The sequence below is a fragment of the Niveispirillum sp. FG148 genome, assembly GCF_057809655.1.
Map to the genome: position 1 here is coordinate 1 of NZ_JBMDKJ010000051.1, position 22,242 is coordinate 22,242.

Consider the following 22,242-nt stretch of genomic DNA (forward strand, 5'->3'; position numbering starts at 1 on the left):
AGCCGGAGAGCGCGATGACAACGCCGCTCCTACACCACGCACGGGGACGTGATCCCATCCCGGGTCAGTTCCGCGTGGAAATCAACATTCTTTGCCTTGCGGAAGATGACGGAGGGTCGAATATACTGCCCGCACTGTTCATTGGATCCTTGTCGGGCCGGGCGTGATCCTGGTTGTGCTGGGCTGAGGGTGTTGCTGATCAAAGGGTTGCAAGTAATCTCATCAGTGAACTCTGCCGATTGACATTTGTCTTGTGCAGCAGCGCTTTCAGTTGGGTGCGGACCGTTTCGAGTGACACCTGGCGCTGCGCCGCGATGTCGTTGAGGGTATGTCCCGTGTAAAGTCGTTCCGCCAAATCGGCCTCCATTGCTGAAAGCCGATAAGTATCCTGCAACAGGCGCTGCCACCCTGGGGGGGGGGCGTCGTCCGGGTCGTCAATTCGCAGTAACGCGCCGGTATCCCCCTGGAACCCTGCTGGCCAGACCACCAGCCGGTAGGGGCGGCGGCCAGAGGGGCGCGGGCACAACAGGGCGGTACGGGTCACGGGGGCCCGGTCAATGATTGCAGTGATGGCGGCGAGAAGATCCATTTTGACGTCCGTCGGGGGAACGAGGCGCTGGTCGCGCAACGTCAAGCCGTCACCCGCATGGAGCAGGCGTTCTGCGGCAGCGGACATGGCCATCACGCGCATATTGCGATCAATGCGCATGATGGCGTCACCGCTGCGATCAATCATGTCCTGCAGGCGGGTTGCCTTGTCACGCGCGGATAACAGCCTTTTTCGGACAGATACGACACGCTGGATATGGCCATAAACCTCATCCAGCCTTTGCTCGTCCTGAATGGTAAAGGCTCCATCACCAGCGGCGCGGTGGATCGCGATTATCAGTCCCTCGCGTCCGATAACCGGTACTACGCCAAGGCACCGGGCGGTGTCGTCGCCATGGTGTCGGATCAGGTCATTGTAGAGTGACGTGCGGCGGAACTGCTCGGGCTGTATCATGTTGTCAAGGGCGGTCGCACGACCGAAACGCCCGATCCTGATCCCCAGATGGGTCCAAGGGTCGGTGCTGAGGAAGTGCTGCTGGTATTCCTTCATGAAGCCGGGATCCCAATAGTTCGTCTTTACTAACGACGGCGCCCCCTCTTTGGTCAGATTTACTAAAAGCGCGGAACGCGTGTTGCAGGCGCCGGCGATATGGTGTGCCAGATCGTCGAATGCATTCTCGTCCTCGATTGCCGCATAGATTGCGTCAAGATCAAGTCGCATGTTCGCGTGTCGCCCAAACCCCGCCCGAATGCACGGTAAATCGCCCCCCGCCCAAGGGCAAGCGTCATGCATCACCCAAACGGGGGAAGCGGGGCGTAATCGACATGACTAAATTCTGCCGAAGAGAGCATTGATGCCGGACCACGCTTACGTCCGGCACGACCAAGTCGGCGGAGGCAATCATGTCTGATGTTGCGCTAATCAGTGGAGCGGGGGACGACAATTTTTGCGGTGATGTCGGCAATGATAGCCTTATTGGCGGTGGCGGCAACGACACGCTGGCCGGCGGGGATGCCGGTAACGATACGCTGATTGGCGGTGCCGGCGATGACCTCCTGGATGGCGGCGACGGCGACGATACTCTCAACGGCGGAGCTGGGAATGACGCGCTGGTCGGCATTGAGCGGTTAACATTTGCTGACCGCACAATTGCTCCCCCCGCTCCCGATCCAACCCTTTCAGTGAGCAGCCGCCCGGTGCTGGAACTGGACACTGGCGGCACCAGCAAGCTGGTCTTTACGGTCAGCCTGTCGCAGGCGGCAAGTGCCGATGTCAGCTTCAACGTGCGTACCAGCGGCGGCACGGCGACGGCGGGTCGGGATTATACGGCGATGGATCAGACGGCCATCATCGCGGCGGGGGCGAAAACCGCGACCGTGGCACTGGATGTGCTGGGCGACCGCGCGTTGGAAAGCAACGAGACCGTGCAGTTGGTTGTCAGTAATCTGAAAGGGGCCCAGTTGGCGGACGGGGCCGGCAGCCTGACCGTCACCGGCACGATTATCGATGATGACGCCAGCGACCCCATTTTCTCGCTGGCGGCCTACCGTGCCCAAAACCCGGATCTGGTGACGGTATTCAGCAGCGACGATACGGCCCTGATCCGGCACTACATCACGAATGGCCAGGCGGAAGGACGGGCCGCCAATGGATTTGACGTGGACGCCTATGCCGCCCTGAACCCCGACCTGCTGGCGGTGTTCGGGTACAACCCAACCGCCTTGATCACCCATTACCAGAATTCCGGCCAGGCAGAGGGACGGCTGGCTTTCAGCCTCGGAACGACTAGCGGCATGGCTGCAGAGAACCCACGGCAGACCGAAAAGTCGCAGGCCCTTATTAGGGCAAAGCCCGATGATGACCAAACCGGCACCAAAAAATCACCTGCTGCGATAATCCGAAGTGGTGACGAATATGCAAATACACTGACCGGTACTGACGGCGATGACCAGCTTTATGGTGGTGGCGGCCCGGACGTCCTGATTGGCGGTGGCGGTAACGACTATCTGCGGGGAGGTGACGGCAACGACAATCTGGATGGCGGTGACGGTGACGACGATCTGGCGGGTGAGGGCGGCTATGACACCCTGTATGGCGGCGCTGGCAATGATGGTCTGAAGGACGGTATTTATCTGGATGGTGGTCCTGGGGATGATCTCCTGTCGACATATGGCTATGAAGATGGGACGCCGATCAACGTTACGCTGATCGGCGGCGCTGGCAATGACAGCCTCTTTGGCGGTGCTGGTGATGACCGGCTCGACGGTGGCACCGGCGATGATTACATGGTGGGAAGCGAAGGCAATGACCATCTTGACGGTGGGGCTGGCAATGACACGCTAGATGGACTTTCCGGCACCAATTACCTGTACGGGGGTGACGGCGATGACTGGCTTGTGAACGGTACCACACTGATTGGTGGCGCCGGCAATGACTATCTCGCTGGGGTGTCGGGGGCTGACAGTCTGGATGCCGGTGATGGGAATGATACACTGAGGGGTCATGATGGCGATGACACACTGATTGGTGGCGCCGGCGATGACCGCCTTGACGGTGGATCAGGGAATGACAGTGTCTCCGGTGGAGTCGGTCAGGATTCACTTTATGGTTTCTCCGGCAACGACTATCTGAATGGCGGTGCCGATGATGATTATTTAATAGGAGACGATGTCGACAGCGGCAACGACACGCTTATCGGTGATCTGGGCAATGACAAGCTGGAAGGCGGCGGTGGCAATGATTGGCTTGATGGTGGCGCTGGCAACGACACGCTCAATGGCGGTGGCGGCAGCGATTATCTGGAAGGTGATGCCGGTGATGATCACCTGATCGCGGAGAGCGGTTCCGATCTGACCGACCGCGACACGCTGACCGGTGGCGCGGGCAACGATATACTTGACGGCAACTATGGCACAGACAGCCTGGATGGTGGTGACGGAAACGACACGCTCAATGGGACGAGCGGCGATGATATACTGATCGGCGGGGCCGGGACGGATACGGCCATTTTCAGTGGCAATTATGCCGACTTCCGCATCGTCAGTGTCGGTACCCAGATTCGTATCACCAATATCGGCAATGGAGAGGTGGACACGCTGGTCGGTATCGAACGGCTTAAATTTGGGGACTATACCGTTGATACGACCGTCGGCATACGCACCCTGACTGGTGGAGTTGATCGTGATTCGCTGAACGGCGGGGTCGATGCCGATATCCTGATTGGCGGTGGCGGCAATGATTATCTGTTCGGCGGGGGCGGCGACGACACGCTGAAGGGTGATCTGGGAGATGACGGCCTGGATGGCGGTGCCGGTGATGATCGGCTTGATGGGGGCGGTGGCACTGATCGGCTGATTGATATTGCTGGCAATGATTATCTGGATGGCGGTGCCGATGATGATTATCTGTCCACCGTGCGCTCTTCCGGCAAGACGACGCTGATCGGCGGCGCCGGCAACGACTCCCTGGAAAGCGGCACCAGTGATGATCAGCTTGATGGTGGGACGGGCAATGACACGCTCAATGGTGGGGTTGGCAACGACACGCTGACGGGTGATCTAGGCAACGACTGGCTGGGGGGTGGCGACGGCGATGATCGGGTTGACGGCGGGGGTGGGAAGGACACGCTCGATGGCGGTGGCGGCAATGATTATTTGGATGGCGGTGTCGATGACGATTATTTGTTCACCTCTGGTACTACCGGCAACACCACGCTGATCGGCGGTACCGGCAATGACAGCCTAATCGGCGGCCTTGGTAATGACAGCCTGTCCGGTGGTGATGGTCAGGACACGCTCAATGGCGGTGGCGGCAGCGATTATCTGGAAGGTGGTGCCGGTGATGATTATTTGTCCACCTCCGGTACTACTGGCAACACCACACTGATCGGCGGTGCTGGCAATGATGAGATTCTCGCTGGTTCAGGGGCTGACAGCCTGTTCGGCGGCGATGGTCAGGATGTGTTGAACGGTGGAGCCGGCAATGACACGCTGGTCGGTGGGGATGGGACGGATACAGTTGTCCTGTCCGGCGATTATGCTGGTTACAGCATCGCCATAGTGCACACGGAAGTCCGCGTCACCGGCAGCAACGGCGAAGTTGATACGCTGGTCGGCATTGAGCGGTTGAAGTTCTATGATCGCATCATTGATGCCCCGATACCTGTGATTCCAACCCTTTCGGTGAGCAGCCGCCCGGTGCTGGAACTGGACACTGGCGGTACCAGCAAGCTGGTCTTTACGGTCAGCCTGTCGCAGGCGGCAAGTGCCGATGTCAGCTTCAACGTGCGTACCAGCGGCGGCACGGCGACGGCGGGTCGGGATTATACGGCGATGGATCAGACGGCCATCATCGCGGCGGGGGCGAAAACCGCGACCGTGGCACTGGATGTGCTGGGCGACCGCGCGTTGGAAAGCAACGAGACCGTGCAGTTGGTTGTCAGTAATCTGAAAGGGGCCCAGTTGGCGGACGGGGCCGGCAGCCTGACCGTCACCGGCACGATTATCGATGATGACGCCAGCGACCCCATTTTCTCGCTGGCGGCCTACCGTGCCCAGAACCCGGATCTGGTGACGGTATTCGGCAGCGACGATACGGCCCTGATCCGGCACTACATCACGAATGGCCGGGCGGAAGGACGGGCCGCCAATGGCTTTGACGTGGACGCCTACGCCGCCCTGAACTCGGACCTGTTCAACTATTTCGGTTTGAACGACGCGGCCCTTGTCCAGCATTACCTTCAGAATGGCCGGGCGGAACAGCGGCCCGTCTTCGGTTTCGATGCTGAAGCCTATGCGGCGTTGAACCCGGATCTGTTCAATGCCTTCGGCTTGGATAAGGCCGCCCTGGTTCGACACTATATCAATAGTGGTCAGGCGGAGGGGCGGCTGGCCCTGGGCTTTGATGCTGACGCCTATGCGGCCCTGAACCCCGACCTTTTCCAGGCCTTCGGCCTGAACAGCACCGCGCTGATCGACCATTATATCAGCAATGGCCGGGCAGAGGGACGGGCCGCCACCGGCTTTGATGTGGACGCCTATGCGGCCCTGAACCCCGACCTACTGGCGGTGTTCGGGTACAACCCAACCGCCTTGATCACCCATTACCAGAATTCCGGCCGGGCAGAGGGACGGCTGGCTTTCAGCCTCGGAACGACTAGCAGCATGGTTGTAGAGAACAGCGTCGGTCTTCTTGGTATCGTCGAAGAGCCTGGATAATAGAAGGCCATTCGGCGGGGCATCATGGGGGCCCGATATGGAAGGGGACGAAAATCCCCGCGGTCATTATCAACCAATGACAGCCACGGTGTCCGGCGTCACCTCAACGGTCAGCGATGACGGGGCCCACCGGACCTATCGCGTGGAGGGCCAGATCTTCTTCGCATCGGCGAAGGATTTTGCGGCAGCCTTCGATTTCAGGGAAGCCCTGGACAAGGTGACGATGGATGTCAGCCGCGCCCATATCTGGGGCATTTCCAGCGTATCCATTCTGGATACCATCATCCTGAAATTCCGGCGCGAGGGGGCGGAGGTCGATCTGGTCGGCCTGAACGAGGCCTCGGAGACGATTGTCGACCGGCTGGCCATCCATGACAAGCCCGGCGCGCTGGAGCGACCATGACCCATCCGACAGCCATGATTGATGGTTCCGTCTATGCGGCCAGTGTCTGCGACCATGATTATCGGCAGCACGACGACGGAGATGGTTCGTTCCTGCCTGATCCCGGTGATGCTGTTCAGGTGGAAAGAGAGCTCCTACCTTTCCTTTGTTGAAATGCGATGGACGGCCGCTGGGATCGGCGACACCCAGGGCACGTACTAACCCGGACTCACACAAATGCCGGTTCCAATAGCAGCCTCCGCGCCAGCTGCTATACTCAGCAAAGCTTTGGCGTGTGCTGCGTGCGCTTGGGCTTTCCACAACCAACGGAGACCAAATGAAACCCCGTTCGAGGTGTGTGCAAGCATGTCTGCAACCCATTCCCCGATCCCGCCCAACAAGGGACGGATAAACTCCACGCTTCGCCGTTTTCTGGATAGCGAAGCCTCCGGCGGCCTCCTCTTGATGGCTGTTGCGGCCCTGGCGATCATCGTCGCCAATTCACCCCTGTCGGAAATCTACTTCTCCAGCCTCAAGGCCTATCTGGGGCCGCTGAGCGTCCAGCATTGGATCAATGACGCCCTGATGGCGGTGTTCTTCCTGATGGTGGGACTGGAGATCAAACGCGAGATGACCGACGGCCAGTTGTCGAGCTGGACACGCCGACTTCTCCCTGGAGCGGCCGCCCTTGGCGGCATGGCGGTTCCGGCTCTGGTCTATCTCGCCTTCAATCATAGCGATCCACAGGCAGTCAATGGCTGGGCTATCCCTGCGGCTACCGATATCGCCTTCGCCTTGGGCGTGCTGTCGCTGCTGGGGCCGCGCGTGCCAACGTCGCTGAAGGTGTTTCTGGCTGCGCTGGCCATCATCGATGATCTTGGTGCGGTGATCATCATCGCCCTGTTCTACACCAGTGGCTTGTCCCTGCCGGATATTGCAGGGGCTGCGGCCATTGTGGCTGTGCTTTTCGCTCTCAATCGGCGGGGGGTGAACTCGCTGCTCCCCTATCTGATCCTGGGCATTGCCCTCTGGGTTCTGGTGTATCGCTCCGGGGTCCATGCGACCGTTGCCGGGGTTCTGCTGGCCCTGGTCATTCCGATCCGCCGGACGCCAGGAATGCCGGAGACGTTGTCCGCAACATCCCCGCTGCACCGGCTGGAACATGCGCTTCACAAGCCGGTCGGGTTCTTGATCGTTCCGATCTTCGGGTTTGCCAATGCGGGCGTGTCGTTTGCAGGTGTAACGCCCTCAGTGCTGATGGAGCCTTTGTCCTTGGGGGTCGCGGGCGGCCTTGTTATCGGAAAGCTCGTCGGCGTGTTCGGCGCGGTCTTGCTGCTGGTCCGGGCCGGTTGGGCCACCCTGCCAGCGGCTGCCAGTTGGTCCCAGGTCTTCGGGGTCGCCCTGCTCTGTGGTATCGGCTTCACCATGAGCCTATTCATCGGCTTGCTGGCCTTTGACGACCCGGCCCTGCAGGATCGCGTGAAGTTCGGCATCCTGGCTGGTTCACTGATCGCGGGCCTTGCAGGCTATCTTGTTCTGCGCTTCTCGCATCGGCGATCGGTTGCACCCTCCGTCGTCTGACAGAATCCGGCCTTAAAGTCGGCCATTTCGACTGCGAGCGGCATCGGTTGGCGAAACGCTGACCGATGCTGTCTTCATCGCCCTATAAAATCTTCTCTAGTGGTGTGAACCGACATCGCCTCCCGGCGCACCTTATTGTCGTAGGCAACAGGGACCATGGCGATGGCCGTCGGCGAAAACAGAATATTGGATGAGTTCCTGGTTATCGCCGCCCAAGGTGGCGATGCCGGGGCGTTCAACCTTCTCGGCCATCGCTGGCAACGAAAGCTACTTGCCCATGCTTGGCGAATGACCGGAAACATGGAGCAGGCACATGACGCGGCACAGACAGGGTGGCTCGAAATCGCTGCTGGCTTGCGCCGGCTGACCGATGAAAGGGCCTTTCCGGCCTGGGCTTACCGCATCGTGTCGCGGGCCTGTACGCGGCAGATTGCGGGGGCCATTCGGCACCGGCACCTGTCCGAGCAACTGGCTTGTGAGGAATTGGTGGAAATGCAGGGAGCGCCGGTTGACCCGGATCTCCATCTGGATGCGGCCCGTGTCCTGGGTCTGATCCAGCGCCTGCCGCCGGACCAGCACAGCGCTATCGCCCTGTTCTACCTCGAAGAGATGAGCGTCGCCGAAGTTGCGGTGGCGCTCGACATTCCCGTTGGAACCGTCAAGACCCGGTTGCTGCACGCCCGGCGTCGGCTACGCAGCTTTTTGGAGGAGAAAGACCATGCGTGATATTGATCATGTCATCGAACAGGCACTGAGCGCCGAAGAGCGTGAAATCCTAAGCCGGATTGGTGATGATCCGGGATACTTCAAGCAGGTTGGTGGACTTTTCACCGGCCGCACCGGTTGGGTCAATGTCCTCCTTATCAGTGTCCAGGCCATGCTTTTCATCAGTGGTGTCTGGCTGGCCTGGTTGTTCTTCGAGGCAACGGAGCCACTGATCGCCATTCAGCGGGGGTTGCCGGCAGCTGTGCTGCTGCTCGCGTCACTGATCATCAAGCTGTCGATGGGACCGGCCCTGCACACCAACCGCCTGATGCGGGAGCTGAAGCGCCTCGGACTTCAGATCGCGAGCATGCGGCAGCAGGTTTGAAGAACATCGACAATGGACGGCCCAAATGGCAGGTAACGAGGGGCCGTAAGGATCACGCAATGATGAATGGCCCTAACCCGCCTCCGGGGGCCGATCCAGCACCATGGCAGCGGCGGGGGTGGTACGGGGGAGAATCTGATACGGCGATTGCTGATCCGCTGGGACAGGGGCCGTCCGGCGGGTGCGCTGCATCGCGAAAGTCAGGGTCGCGGCGGCCACCAGCGTGATCATCGCAAACAGGCCGGTGGGTCCCAGGGCGGCCATGGCAACAGCCCCGCTCAGCGGTCCCAGAATGGCGCCGCCGGAATAGACCAGGACCAGGCCGCCCGTTGCGCCGACGCGTGCATCGTCGCTCAGACGGTCATTGGCGTGGGCGACGAACAGCGGGTAGAGCGCGAAGGCCACGCCGCCGAACAGGGCCACTGCCGGCAACAGCAAGCCAGGCAGCTCCAATGCTGCCAGGATCAACAGGAGTGACAGCACCAGGGCGGCCCCCAACGTGCCGATGATCACCCGGCGGCGGTCGAAACGGTCGGACAACAGGCCCAGCGGCCATTGCAGCACCACCCCGCCCAGGATGGCGGTACTCATGAACCGGGATGTCTGCGACAGGTCCATGCCGATGCCTGCGGTAAACAGTCCGCCCAGGGCATAGAAGGCCCCCAGCATGACCCCGGTTGCCAGCGCACCGGCCACACCCAGCGGCGAGACCGCATAGAGCGCCCCCAATCCCATGGCCCCACCTTGCGGCAAGGGCGGCGGCGGCATGCGGGTAAGGGCGATGGGCAGCACCGCCAGCGAGATCAGCATGGAACCAGCCGCCAGCGGCAGCAGCGCGTCTGGTGCGGCCAGTGTCAGGAGGGGTTGCCCTGCGGCCTGCCCGATATAGAGGGCGATCATGTAGAGGGCCAGAACGCCGCCCCGCCCCGTGGCCGGGGCGCGATCGTTCAGCCAGCTTTCCAGACAGACGAAAATGCCGGCCATGCACAGCCCGTCCAGCAGCCGCAAGCCTGCCCAGAACACCGGATGCCCATACAGGGCATAGGCCAGCAGCGAGGCGGAGAAAAGGGAGACGAAGACGGCGAAGGCCCTTATATGCCCCACGCGCCCGATCACTTTGAAGGCCAGCAGTGAGCCCAGGCCCAACCCGATGAAGTAGGCGGTACCCATCCAGCCGATGGTGATGGGTGCCACCCCCGCCTGTTGCAGCCGCAGGGCGATCAGCGTGGCCACAAAGCCGCTGCCGGCCATGGCCAGAAAGATGGCGGCCAGCAGCGACCGAACGGGGCGCCAACCTGTCATCGTGCGATGGGTGCCGTCATCGTACCGCCTCGCGACGGTGAGGAGAGAGCATAGCCAAATGCCAGCCCGACCAGCATGCCCGGCATCCCCTCATAGATGTCGTTGTGCCAGCCCAGCAGCCGCCAGCCCAAGGCGACGGCCACGCCGGCCACCATCATGGTGATGGCCGCACCCTCTGGCACCCGCCGGCCGAGCGCCAGCAGGATCAGCAAGGGTCCAAAAGCCACGGCCAGGGTCGACCAGGACAGGATAACCAGACTGAACACGCTTTGTGTGCCGGCCAAGGCGATCAGCAGGGCGAAGCCCGTCACCCCCGCCGTGGCCAGTTTCAAAGCCCAGGGTGCCTCCAGCCGTTCGGGTACCAGATCATGGGTGATCGCGGCTGAGCACGCCAGGACCAAGCTGTCGGCTGTGGACATGGTGGCGGCGAAGATGCCGGCCAGCACCACACCCACCAGCACTGGCGGCAGCAGTTCCAGCGCCATGGTCGGCAACGCCATTTCCGGGTCCAGAACCGCCAGCCCCGGCAGATAAAGCCGCGACAGCATGCCGACACCGGTGGCCAGAAGGTAGAACAGAGTGAAGAAGGAATAATACCAGACACGGGCCCGGACCATGCCCTCCGGCCTGTCCAGGGCCATGAACCGCACCATCACATGCGGCTGGCCGATGACGCTGACGCCCGCGAACATCCAGCCGATGATGAACAGGATCAGACCGGACAGGCCGGGCAGCAGCAGGTCGGGCGGGGTCAGGGACAGGAACCCGTCGATGGCCCCCATCTGGGCAATGCTGGCCGTCCAGCCGCCCCTGCCATCCACCGCGACCAGGAACAGCAGGCCCATGGCCAGCAGCATGACGCTGCTTTGCGCAGCATCGGTCCAGATGCTGGCGCGGATACCGCCGGCCAGGCAATAGGCCAGGATCATGGCCGCGACGATCCAGGCCCCCAGGGTCGGCGACCAGTCCAGGACCCCGTGCAGGGCCTTGCCGCCCGCCGCGATCTGCGCCGCTGCGTAGGCGCCCAGGAAAATGACCGTGATGATGGCGGCCAGCCGCCGCCAGACAGGCATCTCGCCCCCCTGCCACCCGGCCAGCACCGACCCGAAGGAGGCTTCGCCCGTGCGAACCGTCGCCTCGCGCAGGCGGGCATGGATGAACAGGGACGCCAGCAGGTCGCCGGCGATCCAGCCCAGCATCAACCACACGGAAGACAGGCCCACCGTGTAGGTATAGCCAATGACGCCGATGAACATATAACCGGAATTATTCGTCGCCACCGCCGACAGGCCGACCAGCCACGGCGCCACGCTGTTGCTGGCCAGGTAATAATCCCGCCTTGTCCGGCGCGACCGGGCCACGGACAGAAGCCCGATACCCAGGAAAATCAACAGGAAGGCCACGAAACTGGCGGTGATCATCAGAAACCCTCTTGAAGGTCAGGCGGCGGCAAGAGCGGACGGGCGGATGACATCCGTCCCGATCAGCCGCTCATGCAGCGCCCGCACGGCGCGATCGAAATCCGCCCGCGCCACGACGAACTGAACATCGACATTGCGGATCTGATGCTGGATGCCCATTACCGGTACGCCCGCCCCGGCCAGGGCGGCCAGCGCATCGGCCAGAAGGCCCGGGCGGTTCAGGTCGCTGCCGATGATGGCGACGATGGAAATGGCATGTGTGGCCATGCCGGCGGTGGGGAACCGGGTTTCCAGCTCGTCGACCACTTTCTGGACGGCGCTGCCATCGGCCCGCAGATAATGGGTGATGGTGTTGGCATTGCTGGATTTGGCGATGATCCAGGCGCGGTGGCGGGTCAGTGCCTCCAGAATGCCGGCGTCATAACCCTTCTCCCCCACCATGTCCTGTTCGAAGAATTCAAGCGCCGTACCGTTGCGCAGGCCCGTGACGATCTCCACCCTTGGACGATCGGAGCGATAATCGCCACAGATCAGGGTACCGTCGTCGGTCGGATCGAAGGTGTTCTTCACCCGCAGCCGGATACCGGCCTGACGCAATCCACGGCCGGCGCGGGGATGGATGGCCTCCATCCCCAGATTGGCCAGCTGGTCGGCGACGTCATAGTTGGTACGGCCGATCTTGCGGGCATTGCCGGGGCCCACCAGTTTGGGGTCGGCGCTGGACAGGTGGAATTCCTTGTGGATGATGGCCTCCGTGGCACCGGTCAGCACGGCGATCCGCGAGAAGGTCATCTCTGAATAGCCCCGGTCATAGCGGGTCACCATGCCGCCCTGGCATTGGGCATAGCCGGTGATGATGGGCAGCGTTCCCGACAGGTCGAGGCCATCCAGGGCGGCTTTGATACGGCTGTCCAGATCCGGTCGAGCTGTGTCGCGCCAGCCGGTCAGGTCAACCATCCGCGCCTTCACGCCATGGTCGCGCAGCAGCAGGGCCGTGTTGTTGGCACTATGGGCCTCGCCCAGCCCGGCCAGCATCTCCCGCGCGGCGACCAACGGCTCCGCCAGCCGGAAATGCCCGTGCGAGCGCAGCCGATGCAGGTCGTCCAGACATTGGCGCACACCCTCAATCCGTTCCGCCACGAATGCATCCGCCATGCGCCGGCTGCCGCTGCCTTCGGCAAATATCGCGGCATTGCGCGCCACCATGGCGGCAGCCACAAGGTCCAGGGCGCTGCCCCATTCATGGCCATCGGCATCCCCAATGAATGCCGTAAAGACACCGGGTTCACCCGTCTTCTTATGTTCCAGCAACAGGTCGGTGATACCGGCATAGGCGGAGACGACAAAGGCGCGGCCATAGAGTGCCGATCCCTTCCGACCACCGATCAGCACATTGTTCAGCACGGTCTGCGTGGCGGCGATGGAGGTGCCGCCGACCTTCTCAATCGTGTGACCGGCCATCAGGCGGCACTCCGCGCCAGGGATCCCGTCATGGGGCGCAGGGCGCTGATATCCCGCCGGGCGGCAATGAATTCCGGACGGGGTGTGGCGGGGCCGAACGGTTCCTGCAGCCGGTTGGACAGGGCATTGTAGACAAGGAAGGCGTTGGCGCGGGGCATCGGCGTGATATTGCCGTTCGACCCATGCATGATGTTGCAGTCGAAGATGATTACGGTGCCCGGCTCGCCCGTGGGCGCCACGATGCCATGGCGGTTGACCATTTCGGCCAGGCTGTCCTCGTCCGGGACGCCATATTCCTGCTTCTTCAGCGAGGATTTATAGTGGTTCTCCGGCGTTTCCCCCACACAGGTCAGGAATTCCCGGTGTGAGCCGGGGATCAGCATCAGCGGCCCGTTATGCGGGGTGTTGCGGGCCAGCAGCACCGACATGGACAGGGCCCGCATGCGGGGCATTCCATCCTCCACATGCCAGGTTTCGAAATCGGAATGCCAGTAGAACTCCCGGCCGTGGAAGCCGGGTTTGTAGTTCAGGCGCGACTGGTGGATATAAACCTCATCCGCCAGCAGGAACCGCGCCACTTCCGACAGCCGCGCATCGGCGGCCAGCCACGCCATCATGGCATTCTGACGGTGGATCTCGAAGATCGACCGCACTTCCGTGCCGCCGGGTTCGGTGATGACAGTTTCCGGCTTCAGCCCCTGCGGATGGCCCAACAGGCCCGCCGCCTCGGCGCGCAAGGTGTCGACCTCGTCGGCCTCGAACAGATTTTCCAGGACGAGATAGCCGTTTTCCTCGAAGAAATTGGCCTGCACTTGGGAGAGTGGGGCGTCGGGGCACCAAGGGCCGTGCAGCACCGGGTCGAGGCGCGGCAGCATCTGCGCCTGGCCGGCGCAGCGGGAGGGGTAATGATCGGTCATGAGATGGCCTCTCGGTGAAATTCCGGGTTTTGGCGGTGGCGCATGATCGTCACGCTGCCCTGTCAGCCGGATAGGCGCCGGTTTCGTCATGAACTTCCCGGCCGGTTACGGGCGGATTGAACACGCAGGCCATGACCATTTCCGTGCGCCCGCGCAGGATATGCCGGTCGTTCAGGTTCAGCGCATATATCGTGCCCGGTCGGATCTCATGGACTTGGCCGGTGGCCATATCCTCGATGCTGCCCTCGCCGCTGATGCAATAGACCGATTCCTGATGGTTCTTGTAATGCATGGGCAACTCGGCCCCCGCATGGATGGTCGTGATATGGAAGGAAAAGCCCATGCCATCATCCTTCAGCAGCAGGCGGGCACTTTCCCAGCCGGGGGCGGCGACATTGCGGTCGGACGCACGGGCGTCCGTCAGGGTGCGAACGATCATGTTGAAATTCCTCACTCGTTACTCGGCGGCGGCGCTGTAGCGGGGCGTCACGGCCAATGCGACGCATTGTTCCAGGATGCGCAGTCCCTGCGACAGCTCGGCCTCGGTGATGGTCAGGGGGGCGAGCACCTTCACCACCTCATCATGCGCGCCGCTCGTTTCGATGATGACGCCACGGGCAAAGGCGGCGGCTGTGATGCGCGCGGCGATCTCACCCGAACCAACGTCTATGCCCAGCATCATGCCCCGACCCTTGACGCGCATCTGGTCGCCATAGGGGGCGGCAATCTCGTGCAGGCGGCGGTTCAACTGGTCGGCCCGCTGGCGCACAGTCCGCTCAAAGGCATCATCGCGCCAGAAATGGCGCAGGGCGGCGGTGGCGGTGACAAAAGCATGGCAATTACCCCGGAAGGTGCCGTTATGTTCGCCGGGGCGCCACTGGTCCAGTTCCGGTCGCAGCAGGGCCAGCGCAAAGGGCAGGCCCATGCCGGACAGCGACTTGGCCAGGGTGACGATGTCGGGCGTGATCCCCGCTTCTTCAAAGCTGAAGAAGCCGCCCGTGCGGCCACATCCGGCCTGGATATCGTCCAGGATCAGCAGGGCGCCATGACGCCTGGCGATGTCGGCGATCTTGCGCAGCCAATCATTGGAGGCGACGTTCAGGCCGCCTTCGCCCTGCACCGCTTCCACCATGATGGCGGCAGGCTGATCCAATCCGCTGGACGGGTCGGACAGGCGCTGGTCCAGCAGGTCGGCCGTGTCGATGTCGGGTCCGTAATAGCCGTCGAACGGTTCGTGACTGACATGGTTCAGCGGTACGCCGGCCCCATCGCGCTTGCCGGCATTGCCGGTGCAGGCCAGGGAACCCAGGGTCATCCCATGGAAGCCGTTGGTGAAGGCGATGATATGCTGACGCCCTGTCACCTTGCGGGCCAGCTTCAACGCGGCCTCCACCGCATTGGTGCCGGTGGGGCCGGTGAACATCGCCCGGTAGGACAGGCCGCGTGGCGCCAGGATGGTACGCTCAAGCTCCATCAGGAACGCCTGCTTGGCGGATGTGTGCAGGTCCAGGCTGTGGGCAACGCCGTCGGCGGCGATATAATCCAGCAGGGCCTGCTTCAGGACCGGATGATTGTGACCGTAATTCAGGCTGGAACAGCCCGATAGCAGGTCGAGATAACGTCCGCCCTGCGCATCTTGCATCCACACGCCTTGGGCCCGATGGAACAGGCGGGGCATGGCGCGGGAATAGCTGCGGACCTGTGATTCCAGGCGTTCGAAGGTGGTGACGTCGGGCACGGTGGCCGTCGGTGTCGGCATCATGATGGTGGTTCCCATATGGTGGGGGCGGTAAAGCCCGATCAGGCGACGGCGCGCAGGGCGGACAGCGGGCCAATAGTGACCAGGTGCTCGCTCTCGTGCGTGCCGGCGAGGTGGCGGTCGCGGTCAAAATGGGCTTTGTGGTGCAGCATGGCCCCCAGGCTGTCGGCGAAGCCCCGGAACAGCGCCCAACTGGCCCGGTTGGACGGGGTGATCGTCGTGGCAATCGACGTAACATCGCCAAGGTCGGGACGGGCCAGCAGGGCCGTCAGCAGGTGCCGGCCCAGCCCTTGGCCGCGCGCGGCGGGAGCGACCGCAACCTGCCAGACGAACAGCGTGGCGGGATCGGCCGGCAGACGATAGCCCGAAACCCAGCCGACAATCTCCCCAGCCCCCTCGGCCAGGATGCAGCAATCGGCGAAATGGCTCGCCTGCAAGAGATTACAGTAGAGCGAGTTGACGTCCAGCGGCGGGCAGGCCGCAATCAGCCGATGGATGGCGGCGCCATCGGCCGCCTGTGGTTTGCGTAAGGAGAAAGCCACATGCCCGTGGGGAAAGCCTGTGGCAGCGGGTTGGTGGGCTGGCAGAGCCATTCTTCACCCCCTTGATATTTTATTTATCGAATCACTTTGGCAAGTCCGCTGGACTTGTTTCGGTTGAGAAGTGCCGAATTTTGACGAAAACTGCCAAAGAGTCAACCGTTTTGCGCGCGGAACATGCAAATTTTGATAGGCCGGGGCGCGGCGGGCGGTAAAAATGCTTCATATGTTAAAATATATTCACCCTTGCCGGGCCGCATCGCCCTCGGTAAAGCAGGCGCACTCCTACGGATTACGAAGTGATCGGCGCGCATGATTGAACCCCGTACAGAGGCTGCCCTGCGGGCCATCCGTCGCATCATGCGCGCAGCCGATCAGGCGGAGCGGCAGTTGGTGACGGCCACCGGTCTGACGCCGTCACAATTGCTGCTGCTGCAGGAAGTGGCAAGGCGGGGGCAGGCCACGCCCAGCTCTCTGGCATCAGCCGTGCGGTTCAGCCAGGCCACGGTCACCAATCTGGTTGACCGTTTGGAGGCACTGGATCTCGTCGAACGGCGGCGCGGCGACCAGGACCGGCGGCAGATCTGGGTGGTGATCACGGCCAAGGGACGAGAAATCCTAGCCAAGGCGCCGGACATGCTCCAGGACCTGTTTTCTGGTCGTTTCCAGCATTTGCCGGATTGGGAGCAAGCCATGGTCGTCGCCATGCTGGAGCGGCTGAGCGCTCTGCTGGACGCCGAAAAGATCGATGCCGCCCCCCTGATCGATACAGGAGGACCGATTGACCGGTTGCCATCATGAGCTTCGCCATCAGTCTCCGTCACCCCTATGAGCCTTGGCACCGAAAGCCGCGAGACCGCAGCCACTACGCCCCATCACCGATGGCAGCACGGATCTGCGGCATCATCCGGTCGCTGGCCGGCAGTTCTGCGCCGGTCCGCAGCACTACAGACCAGGTCTTTTCCCCTGTGCGGACCAGAGCGCGCAGCAGGTCGCGGCGGGCGATGCAGGTCCGGTGCAGGCGCAGGAACCGGTCCGGTGGCAGACGGTCATCAAGCATGTCCATGGTGGCCCGATGCAGGATCGTCCTCCCCCCGACATGCAGTTCGACATAGTTTCCTGCCGCCCGGATCCAGTCGATATCCACCACATCCACCCGCTCGATCTGGCCGATTGAGCGTATGGTGAGACTGGTCAGCAACGGGAGGGACTGCCCCGCCATTGCTGCCTGTCTTTCTCCCAGAAACTGGTGCAGCGCCGGGGCCAGAAGAGCTGCCTGCTGCAGGCGGGTCAGTTTCTCCGCCCGTTCCAGCAGCGCCAAGAGCCGGCGATCATCGAATGGCTTCAGCAGATAGTCGATGGCGAAAAGCTCGAACGCTTCGACGGCATGGTCGTCATGGGCGGTGACGAAGGCGATCAGCGGTGGTTGCGGCCGTGCCAGCAGCTCCCGTGCCAGCGACATGCCGGACCGGCCGGGCATGGCGATGTCCAGCAGCAGCAGGTCGATGGGCCTGGCGGCAAGCGCCCGCACCGCCTCGTCGGCGCTGGCGCAACTCCCCGCCACCTGCCACCCGGCCTGACCAGCCAGCGCCAGTTCAAGATTGCGGCGGGCCAGGGGTTCGTCATCAACGATCAGAATGGACAGGGTTGCCATCCATATCCTCCGCTGGAAAGGTCAGGAGTGCCACATGCACGCCATCGTCGACAGCGGTCTGTAGTGACGCGCGGTCGCCAAAGAGCGCTTCCAAGCGTTGTCGGGTCAATCCGAGGCCAAGGCCGTTGCCCTCGACCGTGGTGCCGATGGAATTCTCGATCCGCAGGTGCACCTGTTCCCCAGCATGGCGCAGGTCCAGCAGGATCAGGCTATCAGAGATGTTGCTTTCCACCCCATGCTTGACGGCGTTCTCGACCAAGGGCTGGAACAGCAGGGGGGGACAGCGCAGGCTCGACCATTCGCCATCTGCGGTGCGCAGATCGATGCGCATCCGCTCACCCATGCGCAGCTTCTGCATGCGCAGATAGGCATCGACGAAGGTCAGTTCATCGGCCAACCGCACCCAGGGCCGTTGGCTGGCGCGCAGCGCGAAACGCAGAAGGTCGCTGACCGTGGCCAGCGCGGTCAGCGCATCCGCGCGGTCCCCCGACCGGACCAGCGACGCAATGCTGTTCAGGGCATTGAACAGGAAATGCGGCTCTAGCTGACCCTGCAGCAGGGCCAGGCGCAGTTCGAGATTGAGGTTGCGCTCCTCCAGCAGGGTCGTCGCCTGTTCGCGCTGCAACCGATGCGTCGTCAGCGCCACCTGTAACGCAAAGGCGCCGATGACGATGACAAGGTCGGTCCACCAGCCGAAGCGGCTCTGCTCGGCGAGGACCGCTTCGATGCCTGACAGCGGCTGACCGCGTAACAGGGTCACGATCAGCGCCTGGTAAAGGATATAGAGAGGTGGGAAGATCAGCACAGTGGGCAGCAGGGCCTGCACCACCTCGCGCGGGCCGACCGTCCGGCACGCGGGTCGGGAGAACCAGAGGTGCAACGCCCAGCTCAACAGCACCAGGGGAATATAGAGCAACGCGCCCTGTCCCAGGCCTGACAGCATCTCGATCGCTTTGCCCTTGTCGCGCGTGTCCGCGACCAGGGCGGCCGTCATGCCGATAAGCACCACGCCCCAGATGGCCGCCGACCAGGCCAGGGGTTTCAGCAAATCGCGGACAGCTTGGGGCCGTGACGGCGTGGCATTGATCATTCCTTCGCCTATAGACCGCGCTCCGAAGCCTGTCACGCCGCTTCGCGTCACGCAGCACCGGTTTCGCCCCAAAGCCGTGGCGAGCCAAGCGCGCCTTGTCCTTTGCTGTCGTCAACGATGCAGCATGCAGGAGGATGGCGATGCAGAGGATCCGGATTGGCGCGGTGGCGATGATGATGATGTGTCTGGTGGCCAGCCCGGCCAAAGCTCAGGCACAAGCGCCGGCACAGCCGAGCTTCGGGCAGGTGACCACCGACACCACACCCGTCGCCGATGCCTATTTTGACGCCTATACCAGTCTGGACTGGGACCGGCTGGAACCGCTGGTCGCGGATGATGCCAGTTTCCAGGACCGCACGGCGGAACTGGTGTTCGGGGCTGTGGGGGCGACAGGAAAGCCCGCCATGATGAAACTGTTCCGCGAAGGCTATGCCGGTATCACCAAGATCATCTTCAAGCCGATGCGCCGGATATACACGGGTCATTACGGTATCTTCGAGGGTGACCTGAACTGGGCCACCAAGATGCCGGATGGGCGCATCGTGGAAAGCACCACGCCCTTTCTGGTCACGGTGCGGGTTGAGAAGGGCAAGGTCGTCGAGCATCGCGACTATGCTGACTATGCGCCGTTCCTGGCCGCCGTGCGCCGGGCCGGCAAGGACGGGAAATAGCCTCCCCGCCATCCATCGCGATGACAGGCGTTAAGGAAATGACCATGACGAAGGTCCGTGGCCGCGGCGTCTTGCGCCGGGCCCTGGCGGCACTGCTGTTGCTGGCAGTGGCGCCGACAGCCGGCGCCGCCGGTGCGCGCATCGACTGGGACGAATGGCGGGTGCCGCATGTGAGCGCGCCCGATCTGGCCTCCGGTCTCTACGCATCCGGCTGGGCGCAGATGCGGCTGCGTGGCGACAGCATCGCCCGCGCCTACCTGTCGGCACGGGGAACCCTGGCCGCCTGCGTCGGCGAAGAGGCACTGGCCGGCGACATCCGCATCCATCAGTTGGGCATCCCCGAACGGGCGCGGGAATGGCTGGCGGCCCAGGACGCGGAGATGCGGGCCTCCCTGGACGCCTATGCCGCCGGCATGAACGCCTGGCTGCGGCGCCACCCGGTCCGCGAGGGGGTGGCGGCCTGTCTGGGTAAGGTCGAACCCAGCGATCCGCTGGGCCTGATCCAGGTCCTGCTGCATGTCGGTGTCGCGGGTCATGATCTGACGGCCCAAACGGCGCAGTGGCAGGAACAGCGCGGATCGAACGCCTATGCGGTGGCGCCGTCCCGTTCCGCCGATGGCCGACCGCTGCTGCTGATCAACCCGCACTCCCCCTGGCGCGACCCCTTCACCGTGCTTGAACAGCATCTGCTGGTGGGCGACACCAACATCTATGGCATGACCTTTCCGGGACTGCCCCTGCCGGCCATGGGCTTTGCACAGCGCCATGGCTGGGCGCTGACCTTCAACGATGTCGATGGCGTCGATCTCTATGCCGTAACCTTGGCCGGTGATGGCTACCGGTTCGGGGGCACAACGCGCGCCTTCACCAGCCGCAGCATCGCCATCGAGGTACGCACGCCGTCCGGGACCCTGCGCCGGCAGGACCTGACGGTGCGCGCAACCATCCACGGCCCGGTCATCGCGGAACGCGACGGCAAGGCGCTGGCTGTCCGCATCGCGGGGCTGGAACGGCCGCACCTGCTGCGCCAGCTCTGGGACATGTGGCGGGCACCGGACATGGCGGGATTCAAGCAGGCGCTGGCACAACAGCAGATGCCGGTCACCAATTTGGTTCGCGCCGGGGCCGACGGGACGGTCTATTACCTGTTCAACGGTCTCTCTCCCCGGCGCAGCAAGGGTGACCGCGCCTTCTGGGCGGGGGTGGTCGATGGCGGCGACCCGTCGCTGCTGTGGTCTGACTATGTGCCCTTCGCGGAGCTGCCGCAGATCGAGAACCCGCCGGGCGGCTTCATGCAGAATGCCAATGACGGGCCGACCAGTGCCACCTGGCCGCCGGTGCTGGATGCCGCGAGCCTCTGCCGGCGACCCTGACCGCCGATCGCCGCACCCCGCGCGGTCGCCGTGCCCTGGCCTTGATGGCGGGCGCCGATCAGGTCTCCCTGTCGGACCTTGCCCGCATGGCATCGGACAGCGCCATGGACGCCGCCAGTCTGGTCCGGCCCTGGCTGGTGCCCGCCGCCCTGGCGTCGGACGAGGCAGAGGTAGTGGCGCTGGGGCGGGTGCTGGAGGGCTGGGACGGCACCGCCGCGCCCGGCAGCCGGGGCGGACCGCTGTTCGCCGAATGGTCCTATCTCATGCGCCGCGCCGGCACGCCCGCCCCGACGGCCGATATCCAACGGTTGACGGCCGTCGGCGGACAGGACGAACCGGCGGACATTCCCCGTGCGCAGGCCACCTTGCGTGAGGCCGGTCGCAACTTGCAGAAACGGCTGGGCAGAATTGATGCAGCATGGGGCGAAGCCTATCGCATCCGCCGCGCCGGTCTGGACCTGCCATCGCCCGTGGGCCGCGACGAATTGGGCTCGTTCAATGCCGGCCGCTATCAGCCTGTGCGGGATGGCAGCGGCGCCACCGGTCGGTTCGACCTGATCGACGGCTCGCATTGCATCGCCGCCGTGGCCTTCGGTCCGACAGGCCCGGAGGCCCGGGGGCTGCTGGCCTATGGAAATTCCGATGATCAGGCGGACGCGGCGGTCAAGAAACAGTTGACCCTGTTCTCGCAAAGCCGACTGCGCGAACTTTCCTTCACCAGGGATGCCGTTGTAGCCGCGAGCCGCGAGGCAGAGCAGATGGAGATGAACCCATGAAGCCCGTTTCCAGCGGTGCGGCCGTTCGGACAGTCCCCCCAGATATGGCCCGGCGCCAGTTCCTGAAGCGTTCATGATCTGGCCGCAAGTCCGTCCAAGGACAGAAGTCCGAAGACCTCAATCTCAAAATGACATTGGATGTCCGCTTTTGCGAGAACGGCCCGGTTGTTTGAAAGGCCACATTGGGGCGCAAAGCTGACTTCCGCCCTCAACCCCGCTATACTCCCTCCAACGTCGCCCCGCCCGTGCCCACCATTCGGAGCGTGTCGGTCTACAACTCTGAAACACTCCCCCTGTCATGTTGCACTTGGTTGCGCAAGCCCCTCCCATTCGGAGGAGGCCTCCCTTGCGCTCTGAATGGGGGCGGCCGAGCGGGCGCGTGTCGCAACGCGCCTCGCGAAAACTCCTATGCAGGGCGCATGATATATCGTATACGATTGGGGACGCAATGGAGGAGTCA

General features: G+C 63.2%; 19 protein-coding genes and 1 pseudogene. 10 read left to right on the forward strand and 10 right to left on the reverse strand.

What is annotated here, in order from left to right; all coding sequences use genetic code 11:
• Positions 1–199: 199 nt before the first annotated feature.
• On the reverse strand, positions 200–1,270 hold the full coding sequence (locus tag ACODTW_RS27355; RefSeq protein WP_488949346.1) for a helix-turn-helix transcriptional regulator: 1,071 nt from the start codon (positions 1,268–1,270) through the stop codon (positions 200–202).
• Positions 1,271–1,452: 182 nt separating this feature from the next.
• On the opposite strand from ACODTW_RS27355, the gene ACODTW_RS27360 reads away from it, so the two are divergent.
• From ACODTW_RS27360 to ACODTW_RS27385, 6 genes and pseudogenes are all read left to right on the forward strand, one after another.
• Positions 1,453–5,766 (forward strand): Calx-beta domain-containing protein, encoded by a 4,314-nt coding sequence (locus tag ACODTW_RS27360; protein ID WP_488949347.1) that lies wholly within the window; start codon positions 1,453–1,455, stop codon positions 5,764–5,766.
• 82 nt (positions 5,767–5,848) lie between these two features.
• Positions 5,849–6,169: pseudogene (locus ACODTW_RS27365) on the forward strand (STAS domain-containing protein); the annotation flags it as partial.
• Positions 6,166–6,321, forward strand: a complete 156-nt coding sequence (locus ACODTW_RS27370) for a hypothetical protein (protein ID WP_488949348.1) — start codon at positions 6,166–6,168, stop codon at positions 6,319–6,321. The pseudogene ACODTW_RS27365 and the gene ACODTW_RS27370, both read left to right, overlap by 4 nt.
• A 193-nt stretch (positions 6,322–6,514) precedes the next feature.
• A complete protein-coding gene (nhaA, locus tag ACODTW_RS27375; RefSeq protein WP_488949349.1) occupies positions 6,515–7,729 on the forward strand; it encodes a Na+/H+ antiporter NhaA in 1,215 nt (404 codons plus the stop codon).
• A 156-nt stretch (positions 7,730–7,885) separates the two neighbouring features.
• Positions 7,886–8,455 carry an RNA polymerase sigma factor gene (locus tag ACODTW_RS27380; RefSeq protein ID WP_488949351.1) on the forward strand — a complete coding sequence of 190 codons (570 nt, stop codon included), beginning with the start codon at positions 7,886–7,888 and terminating at the stop codon, positions 8,453–8,455.
• Positions 8,448–8,819 (forward strand): DUF6768 family protein, encoded by a 372-nt coding sequence (locus tag ACODTW_RS27385; protein ID WP_488949353.1) that lies wholly within the window; start codon positions 8,448–8,450, stop codon positions 8,817–8,819. The genes ACODTW_RS27380 and ACODTW_RS27385 overlap by 8 nt, the downstream gene beginning before the upstream one ends.
• A gap of 72 nt (positions 8,820–8,891) precedes the next feature.
• Here ACODTW_RS27385 and ACODTW_RS27390 read toward each other — a convergent pair whose 3' ends face one another.
• The 7 genes from ACODTW_RS27390 to ectA are packed head-to-tail and all read right to left on the reverse strand — an operon-like array spanning position 8,892 to position 16,272.
• A complete protein-coding gene (locus ACODTW_RS27390; RefSeq protein ID WP_488949354.1) occupies positions 8,892–10,121 on the reverse strand; it encodes an MFS transporter in 1,230 nt (409 codons plus the stop codon).
• A complete protein-coding gene (locus ACODTW_RS27395; protein ID WP_488949355.1) occupies positions 10,118–11,542 on the reverse strand; it encodes a sodium/proline symporter in 1,425 nt (474 codons plus the stop codon). Before ACODTW_RS27395 ends, ACODTW_RS27390 begins: the two co-directional genes overlap by 4 nt.
• 18 nt (positions 11,543–11,560) lie before the next feature.
• Complete coding sequence (locus tag ACODTW_RS27400; protein WP_488949356.1) at positions 11,561–13,003, reverse strand: aspartate kinase; 1,443 nt, start codon at positions 13,001–13,003, stop codon at positions 11,561–11,563.
• Positions 13,003–13,920 (reverse strand): ectoine hydroxylase, encoded by a 918-nt coding sequence (thpD, locus tag ACODTW_RS27405; protein WP_488949357.1) that lies wholly within the window; start codon positions 13,918–13,920, stop codon positions 13,003–13,005. The genes ACODTW_RS27400 and thpD overlap by 1 nt, the downstream gene beginning before the upstream one ends.
• Before the next feature lie 49 nt (positions 13,921–13,969).
• Positions 13,970–14,359, reverse strand: coding sequence for an ectoine synthase (locus ACODTW_RS27410; protein WP_488949359.1), 390 nt, complete (start codon positions 14,357–14,359; stop codon positions 13,970–13,972).
• An 18-nt stretch (positions 14,360–14,377) separates the two neighbouring features.
• Positions 14,378–15,682, reverse strand: a complete 1,305-nt coding sequence (gene ectB / locus ACODTW_RS27415) for a diaminobutyrate--2-oxoglutarate transaminase (RefSeq protein ID WP_488949360.1) — start codon at positions 15,680–15,682, stop codon at positions 14,378–14,380.
• 38 nt (positions 15,683–15,720) lie between these two features.
• Positions 15,721–16,272 (reverse strand): diaminobutyrate acetyltransferase, encoded by a 552-nt coding sequence (gene ectA, locus ACODTW_RS27420; protein ID WP_488949362.1) that lies wholly within the window; start codon positions 16,270–16,272, stop codon positions 15,721–15,723.
• Positions 16,273–16,530: 258 nt separating this feature from the next.
• On the opposite strand from ectA, the gene ACODTW_RS27425 reads away from it, so the two are divergent.
• Positions 16,531–17,019: a MarR family winged helix-turn-helix transcriptional regulator gene (locus ACODTW_RS27425; protein ID WP_488949363.1), complete on the forward strand. Its 489-nt coding sequence runs from the start codon at positions 16,531–16,533 to the stop codon at positions 17,017–17,019.
• A 64-nt stretch (positions 17,020–17,083) separates the two neighbouring features.
• Here ACODTW_RS27425 and ACODTW_RS27430 read toward each other — a convergent pair whose 3' ends face one another.
• Both ACODTW_RS27430 and ACODTW_RS27435 read right to left on the reverse strand, forming a co-directional pair.
• The gene (locus tag ACODTW_RS27430) at positions 17,084–17,872 is read right to left on the reverse strand and encodes a LytR/AlgR family response regulator transcription factor (protein WP_488949365.1); all 789 of its coding nucleotides are present in this window, start codon (positions 17,870–17,872) and stop codon (positions 17,084–17,086) included.
• Positions 17,844–18,920 (reverse strand): sensor histidine kinase, encoded by a 1,077-nt coding sequence (locus ACODTW_RS27435; RefSeq protein ID WP_488949366.1) that lies wholly within the window; start codon positions 18,918–18,920, stop codon positions 17,844–17,846. Before ACODTW_RS27435 ends, ACODTW_RS27430 begins: the two co-directional genes overlap by 29 nt.
• Positions 18,921–19,102: 182 nt before the next feature.
• Between ACODTW_RS27435 and ACODTW_RS27440 the strand changes: the two genes are divergently transcribed.
• From ACODTW_RS27440 to ACODTW_RS27450, 3 genes are read left to right on the forward strand one after another with little or no spacing between them, the layout of a single operon-like run.
• Positions 19,103–19,633: a nuclear transport factor 2 family protein gene (locus tag ACODTW_RS27440; protein WP_488949368.1), complete on the forward strand. Its 531-nt coding sequence runs from the start codon at positions 19,103–19,105 to the stop codon at positions 19,631–19,633.
• Positions 19,634–19,677: 44 nt separating this feature from the next.
• A complete protein-coding gene (locus tag ACODTW_RS27445) occupies positions 19,678–21,006 on the forward strand; it encodes a penicillin acylase family protein (protein WP_488949370.1) in 1,329 nt (442 codons plus the stop codon).
• Positions 21,003–21,782 (forward strand): penicillin acylase family protein, encoded by a 780-nt coding sequence (locus tag ACODTW_RS27450; protein ID WP_488949372.1) that lies wholly within the window; start codon positions 21,003–21,005, stop codon positions 21,780–21,782. Before ACODTW_RS27445 ends, ACODTW_RS27450 begins: the two co-directional genes overlap by 4 nt.
• The last annotated feature ends 460 nt before the right edge of the window (positions 21,783–22,242 follow it).